The sequence below is a fragment of the Bradyrhizobium sp. genome (assembly GCF_035935975.1).
GTDB lineage: Bacteria > Pseudomonadota > Alphaproteobacteria > Rhizobiales > Xanthobacteraceae > Bradyrhizobium.
Genome location: NZ_DASYWN010000052.1, coordinates 429,616 through 437,424, shown reverse-complemented (window position 1 = coordinate 437,424; position 7,809 = coordinate 429,616). Strand labels below are relative to the sequence as shown.

The window sequence follows — 7,809 nt, the reverse complement described above, 5'->3', positions numbered from 1 at the left end:
TGCGGCTTCACCTGTATGCCGCTGTGCAGTTCTTCTGCGTGTGCTGTCGCACAGCGGACCGTGGGTGCCAGCCGGCACCCGGCCTTCCCTGCGCCCTCCTGGGAAAGAGGGTGAAGAGATCAAACAAAGCTCGGGTGAATTGAGCCGCGAGAACGCGAAGGCGTGTCTGCGAGGCCGGAGGATGGGTAGAGCAAAGCGAAACCCATCATGTTTCCGCGAGGAGGATGCGCGATGGGTTTCGCTTCGCTCTACCCATCCTACGAGTGCATGTCCGAGACCTGCGCTGCTGCCACACACTCTGTCATTGCGAGCGCAGCGACTTGTCCGCCGAAGCCTTTGGCGAAGGCGGAAGCAATCCAGAGTCGTTCCGCGGAGGGATTCTGGATTGCTTCGTCGCTTCGCTCCTCGCAATGACGACGATGCGGAAACTACGGATGACTATCCGTCACCGTCATCTCAGCGCTATTGCAAACCCATTCTCGCTAAAGATGCGCATCGCCGCGAAATTTTACGCAAGCCTGCGCCACAACAATCATGCGAATGTTTCGCGCGCGATCAAGCTGCGCAGCCCAGCCTTATCCCTGGCTCGCCACGCGCGCGCGATCGAGATGCTCCTCGATCTTCGGGCGGTCGCGGGTGCGCTCGAAACTGGTGCAGAGCAACTCGGTTTCCTCGAGCGAAACCGGTGCGCGATACAGGCGGCACATGAACTCGGCACTTGTGCGTCCCTTGCCGGCAGCAGGCCCGATGGCGGGGCCGCGTTCGGCCAGAAACATGCAGTCCCGGCAGATGCTGGCGTCGAGCCGCTGATGGGCCGCGTCGAGATGGTTGAGGATCTCACGCAACGAGTCGCGCAGCCTGAGGCACTCGTCAGTCCCGAGCGACGTGACGGCGTTCACCACGTGATTGATCGGATCGTGCTGGTTCAGGCACTTCTCGCCCTGCGCCGTGACATGGAGCACGACGGAGCGCTTGTCCTCGTGCGAGGGCTTGCGCACCAGGAAGGACTTGGCCTCGAGCGTCTTCACGATCTGCGAAGCCGTCGCCCGCGTGGCGCCGATGAAGCCGGCGAGCGCGGAGGGCGTGCGCGAAAACCTGTTGGCGCGGCCGAGAAAGCGCAGCGCCATCCATTCTCGATCGCGCAATCCATGCTGATTGCCTTCGAAATACCAAGCCCGCGCCGCCTGGACCAGCAGCTCGACGGCTTCTCGTGCCAACGGCATGGAATTACCTCGCCCCCAGGACTTCGTTTGCGGCGTCCCGAAGCCGCGTTCCGCCATGCCACGCAAACCCGTCGCGCGAAGCCCGATCCGCACATTCGTCCGACGAGCACATCGTGCCGGGCTCTTGCGCGAAAGCTTGGACTGCGAGGTTGCCGACTTGGACTGATGGGCGCCGACGCGAGACGCTATGCCGCCGATGGTATGCCAACCGCGATGCCGTCGAACGTAAACCCGAGTTGCCGCCACCAGCGGACGAGAGATCGGAATTGTTCAACCGCAGCCCCTAAGTTCAAGTCACAAGCAGACGTTTCTTATATTCCGCCGAAACGATGAATGAGCTTCTCAACAAAATCAAGTAGAGACGCTCTCGCCGACTGGATGTCGCTTCAGGCGAATGTAACGTTCAAGACAATCTCGTTCTCCGGGACACATGTTAGTGAACGCAATACGCTGTCCCGCAAGCACCATGCACGCAACTATACGACGGTTTAATTGCACTGCATGTTGCTGTCCGCCGTTGATGCAAATTGATGGAAGCTTGTGCACGACAAGGCGGCCTGCGTGGATGAGTCATCCACAACTTGCGCGATTTGCCGGAGAATCACCGAGGGAACTCGTAGGGAATACACGCAGCGGTTGTTGCGATCGCGAAGGCCAAATCGGCAGGCCGGCCGCTTGCGTCGCGGCCGACCGAATCTCATCCGAATGGTTGAGACGCTCGAGACGGAAAGTTGCGGCGCGCGATGCGTGCGCGTCTGCCGGAAGCGCGGCGGAATGCGCGATCGACTGTCGAAATAACGAGCAGGGCGAGATCGTGGGCGGGCAATGCGTAGTTTGCCGGAGTGTTTTCGAGCAGAGCCGACACGGGCTCGCGCAAAAGCCCGTGAAACCCGAAAGCCCGTGAAACCCGAAATTCGGAACCGCGCTCCGACGTCATCGGAGCGGATTGGCGCTACTCGCCCCTGAGCATGTCCCGCAGCTCGCGGAAGGGATCGGCGCTCGGCGCAGCCGAGGCGTCTTGTCGCATGGCGCTGTAGATTCTCGGGACCATGTCGATCGCCTGGTCAAGGCCCGAATCGCGTCCCTGCTGGTATCCGCCCATCAGGCGGAGGTCGCGCGTGTCCTCGTATTTGGCGATCATGGTGCGCAGCTTGCTCACCAATTCGCGCTCCTCGGGGTCCCAGACATTGTGGGCGAGACGGGAGACCGAGGCCAGAACGTCCACGGCCGGATAGCGCGCCTGGTCGGCGATGTGCCTGGAAAGCACGATATGGCCGTCGAGCGTGCCGCGGATCGTGTCGGCGATCGGCTCGTTGTGATCGTCGCCGTCGACCAGCACGGAGAAGATGCCGGTAATCGAACCGGACCCTTCCTCGCCGGGGCCGGCGCGCTCCAGAAGGCGCGGCAGGTCCGTAAAAACCGTAGGCGCGTAGCCGCGCGCGACCGCGGGCTCGCCGGCGGCGAGTGCGACCTCGCGGGCGGCGTGGGCGAAACGGGTGATGGAATCGACCACGAGCAGGACCGATTCGCCCCGGTCGCGGAAATATTCGGCGACCGCCATGGCGGTCTTCGGCGCCAGCCGCCGCATCATCGGGCTTTCATCGCCCGTCGATACGACGGTGATGGCGCGATTGCGGTTGGCGCCGAGCACGTCCTCGATGAATTCGCGCACTTCGCGGCCGCGCTCGCCGACGAGCGCCAGCACGACAGTGTCAAAACCCTGGCTGCGGGCGAGCATGGCGAGCAGCGTCGACTTGCCGACGCCGGAGCCGGCAAAAATGCCGACGCGCTGGCCGGCGCAGATCGGGGCGAACAGGTCGATCACGCGGACGCCGGTGCGCAGCGGCTTGTGGACGCGCGCGCGCTTCATGGCCGACGGCGCCTCGGCCTCCGCCGAGACGGCGACCGATCCGGGCGTGAGCGGACCCTGTCCGTCCAGGGGGGCACCGAGCGCGTTGATGACGCGGCCCTTCCAGCTCGGATCGGGCGCAAAGGACAGAGGCGGCATCCGGTAGGCGACCGAGCCGAGGCCGGCGCCGAACTGCCGGTCGAACGGCTTTGCGACGATGCCTTCGCTGTCGATCCGCACCACCTCGCCGATTTGCGGCTTGCCGCCGGAGTTGACGCCGATCAGTTCACCGAGCCTGACGAAACGCGACAGGCCGGAGACACGGAAATGCGTCGGCGCGATCTCGGAGATCGCGCCGCTGACGCTGGCGAGGGGTGTGCTCTGCTGAAGCTCCAGCAGCGCCCACTCGAGTTGCCGAAGAGCGTTCAAGGAAACCGTCCACCTTCAATGCGCGCGGGGGCGCAGTCTACTTGCAAGTCTACTTGCCCGGCTCGCCCAGCGTCCGGATTGCATTCTGGAGCGAGCTCTCGGTGCCCTCGATCATCGAATTGGTGCCGTCGAACGCACGCGAAGCCGCGATCAGCTTCGTCAACTCCATCATCGGATTGGCGCCGGAGCCCTCGACATAGCCCTGCTTGAAGCCGTCGTGCTGGAAGTCGGCGATGGCGGTCGCAGGGCGGTCGGGCGTCACGCCGGAATTGCCGTAACGCTCGAGATTGGCGTCGGCGGGAATGCTGAACAGGCCGATGGTGCCGATCTCGTTGTTGTCCTGGGTGATCGCGCCGCTGCGCGAGATCGCGACCGGCCCGCCGTTCGGGTCCAGCGTGATCTGGGCGCCGCCGGCATCGACGACGGGGAAGCCCGACACGGTCTGCAGGTCGCCATTGGCGGCGAGCTGGAGCCGGCCGTCACGGGTATAGACCGTGCCGTTCGGACCTGCGAAGGCGATCCAGCCGTTGCCGACCACGGCGACGTCGAGCGGGTTGCCGCTCTCGGTGATGCTGCCCTGCTCGCGCGAGATGATGTTGTCGCCGGGCGAGGAGAACGCGACCGGGTTGGCGCCGGCCTTGGACAGCACGGTCTCGAACTTCACCACGTCGGTGCGGAAGCCCGCCGTGTTGACGTTGGCGACGTTGTTGGCGATCGTCTGGAGGCGCTTCTCGAGCGCAACCTGCGCCGACAAGCCGACATAAAGAGCCGATTGCATGATTTACCTGTTGAACCGGATGTTCTGAAGCGTGGTGAGCATGTCGCTATCCAGGGTAACCGACGTCGACGCCCCGGCGATCAGCACCAGCGCGGGGTTGGTCGAGGTGTCGCTCTGGGCCTGGGTCGCATCCCACATCGCGGCGAAGCGCTGCACGAATTTGGTGACCTTGGCCGGGTCCTGGAAGTCGGTGAGGTCGATCGCATCCGTGATCATCTTGGCCTGGGCGTCGATGTCGGACGAGCTGATCGTCGACGACCAGCCCATGGCGGTCTGAACCACCTGGGTCAGCGCCTTGTCGGCGAGGATCTGGTAGCCGGTCGTGATCGTGGACGCCTTGCGGGTGAAATAGAGCGCCAGCCGCAGGCCCTCGTTCTGGTCGCCGGCGTTCTCCTCCATCGTCTGGGTGACGTATTGGGTCGCCGTGTCGGTCGTTGCTGCGGTGGTCGAGGTGGCCTGGTCGCCGAGAGCGGCGAAATTGAAAGCGGTGGCGAACTGACGGTAGCGGGTGTCGGAGAGCTTGTTGGCGAAGCTGTCCTGGTCCGAGACCCCCTCGGTCAGCACCTTGCGCATGAACGCCTTGGCGTAGGTCATGTCGCTGAGGCCATAGGCCTTCATCGCATAGGAGTAGAGGCGATAGTCACCGAGGAAGTCGTCGATCGTCTTGACGTTGCCGATATGGCTGAGAAAGTAGTCGGTGTCGCGGCTGACATCGGGCTCGGTCGCGACCTGCGTGAGCGACTTGCTCATATTGGTGGTCAGTCTGGTGTAGTCCGCGATCGTGGATAGCATCACTCGTGCCCTTCTCGCCGCCCTTGCGACACGGTCCCAAGCTGCCGCGAATTGCTTGCGTGAGGCTGGCGGTAGGGGAGGAGGCTGGCGGTATGGGAAGCCAGCTTCGCGCAAGGCTCGCCGACTAAATATTTCGGGTGGGATCGGCGATGGAGTGGCGCGTTGCTCAGTTTCGTGGGGATTTTCATCACGGTGGCGGCGCTGCTGGGCGGATTTGCCGCCATGGGCGGGCATCTGGCCGTGCTCATGCAGCCTTGGGAATTCGTGATCATCATGGGCACGGCGGTCGGCACCTTCATCGTGGCCAACCCGTGGAAGACGGTCGTCGACACCGGGGTCGCCTGCATGCAGGCCATCACCGGCGCGGTGCCGGGCCAGCGCTATTATCTCGACCTGCTCGGGGCCCTGCACGCCCTGATGCGCGAGCTGCGGGGCAAGGGCCGCAACGAGGTTGAAGCGCATATCGACGATCCCTCGTCCTCCGAGATCTTCAAGGCGTTCCCGAGCGTGCTCGGCGACCCCTCGCTGCTCCAGTTCATCTGCGACTATGTCCGTCTCATCATCATGGGCAATGCGCGCACGCACGAGATCGAAGCGCTGATGGACGAGGAAATCCACACCATCGTGAAGAGCAAGCTGGCGCCCTACCATTCGCTGGTGACGGTATCCGAGGCGCTGCCGGCGCTCGGCATCGTGGCGGCGGTGCTCGGCGTCATCAAGGCGATGGGCGCGCTCGACCAGTCGCCGAAGCTGCTGGGCGGCTTCATCGGCGCGGCCCTGGTCGGCACCTTCGCCGGCATCTTCCTGTCCTACGGCATCATTTCGCCCTTCGCGATCAAGATCAAGATGACGCGCGAGAAGAAGTGCCGGCCTTACATCATCGTCAAGCAGACGCTGCTGGCTTTCATGAACGGCGCGATGCCGCAGATCGCGGTCGAGCACGGCCGCAAGATGATCGCGAGCAACGAGCGTCCCTCGATCGACGTCGTCGAGAACGAGACGATCGCGGGCCCCAAGGCCGTGCCCGACGCTGAACCGAAGGCTGCCCGCGCATGACGATGGAAGACGTCGAAATCGATCAGCGGAAGCAGCTGCCGAACTACCTGCTCGACGCGGCGGGTATTTCCATCGAGCGCATGCCGATGCTCAATGTGATCTTCGATCGCATGGCGGCATCGTGCACCGACAGCCTGCAGCCGATGGCGGGAACGCCGTGCTACTTCTCGGTCAACGGCATCACCAACGACCCGCTCGGCGACATCATCAAGGACTACGAGGGCAACGCGGTCGCCGCCGTGCTCTATGCCGAGCAGTGGGACTCCCGCGTCATCATCATGCTGGATCGTGACTTCGTGTTCACGATGGTCGAGGCGATGTTCGGTTCCGACGGCGCCGAACCGCCGCTCGATGTCGAGCGCACCTTCTCGAACATCGAGATCCGGCTGGTCCAGGCGCTGTTCGAGCGGTTCGCCAAGGCGCTGCAGGGTGCCTTCGCCGGCACGTCCAACGTCACCTTCCGGGTCGAACGGGTCGAGACGGCGATGGCGTCGCTGGCGATCGGGCGCGCCAGCAACATGTCGATCTGCGCGAACATGATGGTGCAGGCGCTCTATCGCGGCGGCCAGATGTTCCTGATCATTCCGCATTCTGCGCTGAACCCGCTGCGGCAGAAGCTCGCTCACGTCGTCGTCAGCGACGGCCGGGCGACCGATCCGCGCTGGCGCGAGCAGATGGAGAGCGAGGTTCAGCGCACCGAGGTTACGCTGAGCGCGGTGCTCGACGAGAAGATGATTACCCTCGAGGACGTCGTGAAATTCAAGGTGGGGCAGGTCCTGGAGCTCGAGGCCACGCCGCGCACCCTGGCCCGTCTTGAGAGCAACAATCAGGTGCTGTTCTGGTGTCAGATCGGCCAGCTTGATGGCTATTACGCCATGCAGGTGGCCGATCCCGTCGACCAGAAGCGGGAGTTCGTCGATGATATCCTATCTCGTTGATGCCGTGCTGCTGATTGCGCTGGCCTTCACCAGCATGCGGGTGACCAAGATGCATCGGGAGCTGGCGCGCCTGCGCAGCTACCAGGGCGAATTCTCGACCATCGTCCACGAGACGGCGGGTGCCTTCGACACAGTCATCAGCGCGGCGCACGATTCGACCGCAAATCTCGGGCGGCTCGCCAACGTGCTCACGACGAAGATCGACCAGGCCCACGAGGCGATCGCAGCGCTCGACGCCAGGAGTGGGCTCGGATCCGCCGCGACCGCCGGTGGCGCCGACGTGAACAAGCATTGAAGCCCGAACAATTACGATCGGAGCGCCGTGGCGCTCCGGGAGTGGAAATACCAAGAGGCGATACCACATGGCGCAATCCTTCGATTATGAGACTGCATCTGCATCTGCATCGGAAGAGACCGAGACGTCTCCGCTGGAGCGGCTTGCCGAGATTGCCGCGCGCACGGCGGAGGAGACCGGCAAGTTCGCCAATGTCGATGCCATCATGCGCATTCCCGTCACCATGCAGGTGGTGCTCGGATCGGCGACCATCCCGGTGGCGAACCTGATGAAGCTCGGGCGCGGCGCGGTGGTTCCGCTCGATCACAGGGTCGGCGAGCCGGTCGACGTCGTCGTCAATGGCCGCATCGTCGCTCGCGGCGAAGTGGTCGTCGTCGAAGAGGACAATTCCCGCTTCGGCGTCTCGCTCACCGAGATCGTCGGACCGCTGGGGCAGGGTGATTCCTGAC

The 7,809-nt window shown here is 63.9% G+C and carries 8 protein-coding genes; 4 read left to right on the top strand and 4 right to left on the bottom strand.

Annotated elements, in window-relative coordinates:
* Nucleotides 1-575: 575 nt before the first annotated feature.
* The 4 genes from VGR99_RS32785 to VGR99_RS32770 all read right to left on the bottom strand — a co-directional run bounded on the left by VGR99_RS32785 (nt 576) and on the right by VGR99_RS32770 (nt 5,071).
* Nucleotides 576-1,223, bottom strand: coding sequence for a MarR family winged helix-turn-helix transcriptional regulator (locus VGR99_RS32785; RefSeq protein ID WP_326904073.1), 648 nt, complete (start codon nt 1,221-1,223; stop codon nt 576-578).
* A 952-nt stretch (nt 1,224-2,175) separates the two neighbouring features.
* On the bottom strand, nt 2,176-3,501 hold the full coding sequence (fliI, locus tag VGR99_RS32780; RefSeq protein ID WP_326904072.1) for a flagellar protein export ATPase FliI: 1,326 nt from the start codon (nt 3,499-3,501) through the stop codon (nt 2,176-2,178).
* A gap of 49 nt (nt 3,502-3,550) precedes the next feature.
* Nucleotides 3,551-4,279 (bottom strand): flagellar basal-body rod protein FlgF, encoded by a 729-nt coding sequence (gene flgF, locus VGR99_RS32775; protein WP_326904071.1) that lies wholly within the window; start codon nt 4,277-4,279, stop codon nt 3,551-3,553.
* Nucleotides 4,280-4,282: 3 nt separating this feature from the next.
* On the bottom strand, nt 4,283-5,071 hold the full coding sequence (locus VGR99_RS32770; RefSeq protein ID WP_326904091.1) for a DUF1217 domain-containing protein: 789 nt from the start codon (nt 5,069-5,071) through the stop codon (nt 4,283-4,285).
* A gap of 162 nt (nt 5,072-5,233) precedes the next feature.
* Here VGR99_RS32770 and motA point away from each other — a divergent pair, with 162 nt between their 5' ends.
* The 4 genes from motA to fliN all read left to right on the top strand — a co-directional run bounded on the left by motA (nt 5,234) and on the right by fliN (nt 7,808).
* Entirely contained in the window at nt 5,234-6,127 is an 894-nt protein-coding gene (gene motA / locus VGR99_RS32765; RefSeq protein WP_326904070.1) for a flagellar motor stator protein MotA, read from the top strand.
* Nucleotides 6,124-7,065, top strand: coding sequence for a flagellar motor switch protein FliM (locus tag VGR99_RS32760; protein WP_326904069.1), 942 nt, complete (start codon nt 6,124-6,126; stop codon nt 7,063-7,065). Before motA ends, VGR99_RS32760 begins: the two co-directional genes overlap by 4 nt.
* A complete protein-coding gene (locus tag VGR99_RS32755; protein ID WP_326904068.1) occupies nt 7,046-7,360 on the top strand; it encodes a hypothetical protein in 315 nt (104 codons plus the stop codon). Before VGR99_RS32760 ends, VGR99_RS32755 begins: the two co-directional genes overlap by 20 nt.
* Nucleotides 7,361-7,427: 67 nt before the next feature.
* Nucleotides 7,428-7,808, top strand: coding sequence for a flagellar motor switch protein FliN (gene fliN, locus VGR99_RS32750; protein ID WP_326904067.1), 381 nt, complete (start codon nt 7,428-7,430; stop codon nt 7,806-7,808).
* Nucleotide 7,809 lies beyond the last annotated feature (1 nt).

What these genes read in the sequence shown, in the direction of transcription:
- VGR99_RS32785 (WP_326904073.1), bottom strand. Translation starts at nt 1,223, where the DNA reads ATGCCGTTGGCACGAGAAGCCGTCGAGCTGCTGGTCCAGGCGGCGCGG.
- flgF (WP_326904071.1), bottom strand. Translation starts at nt 4,279, where the DNA reads ATGCAATCGGCTCTTTATGTCGGCTTGTCGGCGCAGGTTGCGCTCGAG.
- VGR99_RS32770 (WP_326904091.1), bottom strand. Translation starts at nt 5,071, where the DNA reads ATGCTATCCACGATCGCGGACTACACCAGACTGACCACCAATATGAGC.
- VGR99_RS32760 (WP_326904069.1), top strand. Translation starts at nt 6,124, where the DNA reads ATGACGATGGAAGACGTCGAAATCGATCAGCGGAAGCAGCTGCCGAAC.
- VGR99_RS32755 (WP_326904068.1), top strand. Translation starts at nt 7,046, where the DNA reads ATGATATCCTATCTCGTTGATGCCGTGCTGCTGATTGCGCTGGCCTTC.
- fliN (WP_326904067.1), top strand. Translation starts at nt 7,428, where the DNA reads ATGGCGCAATCCTTCGATTATGAGACTGCATCTGCATCTGCATCGGAA.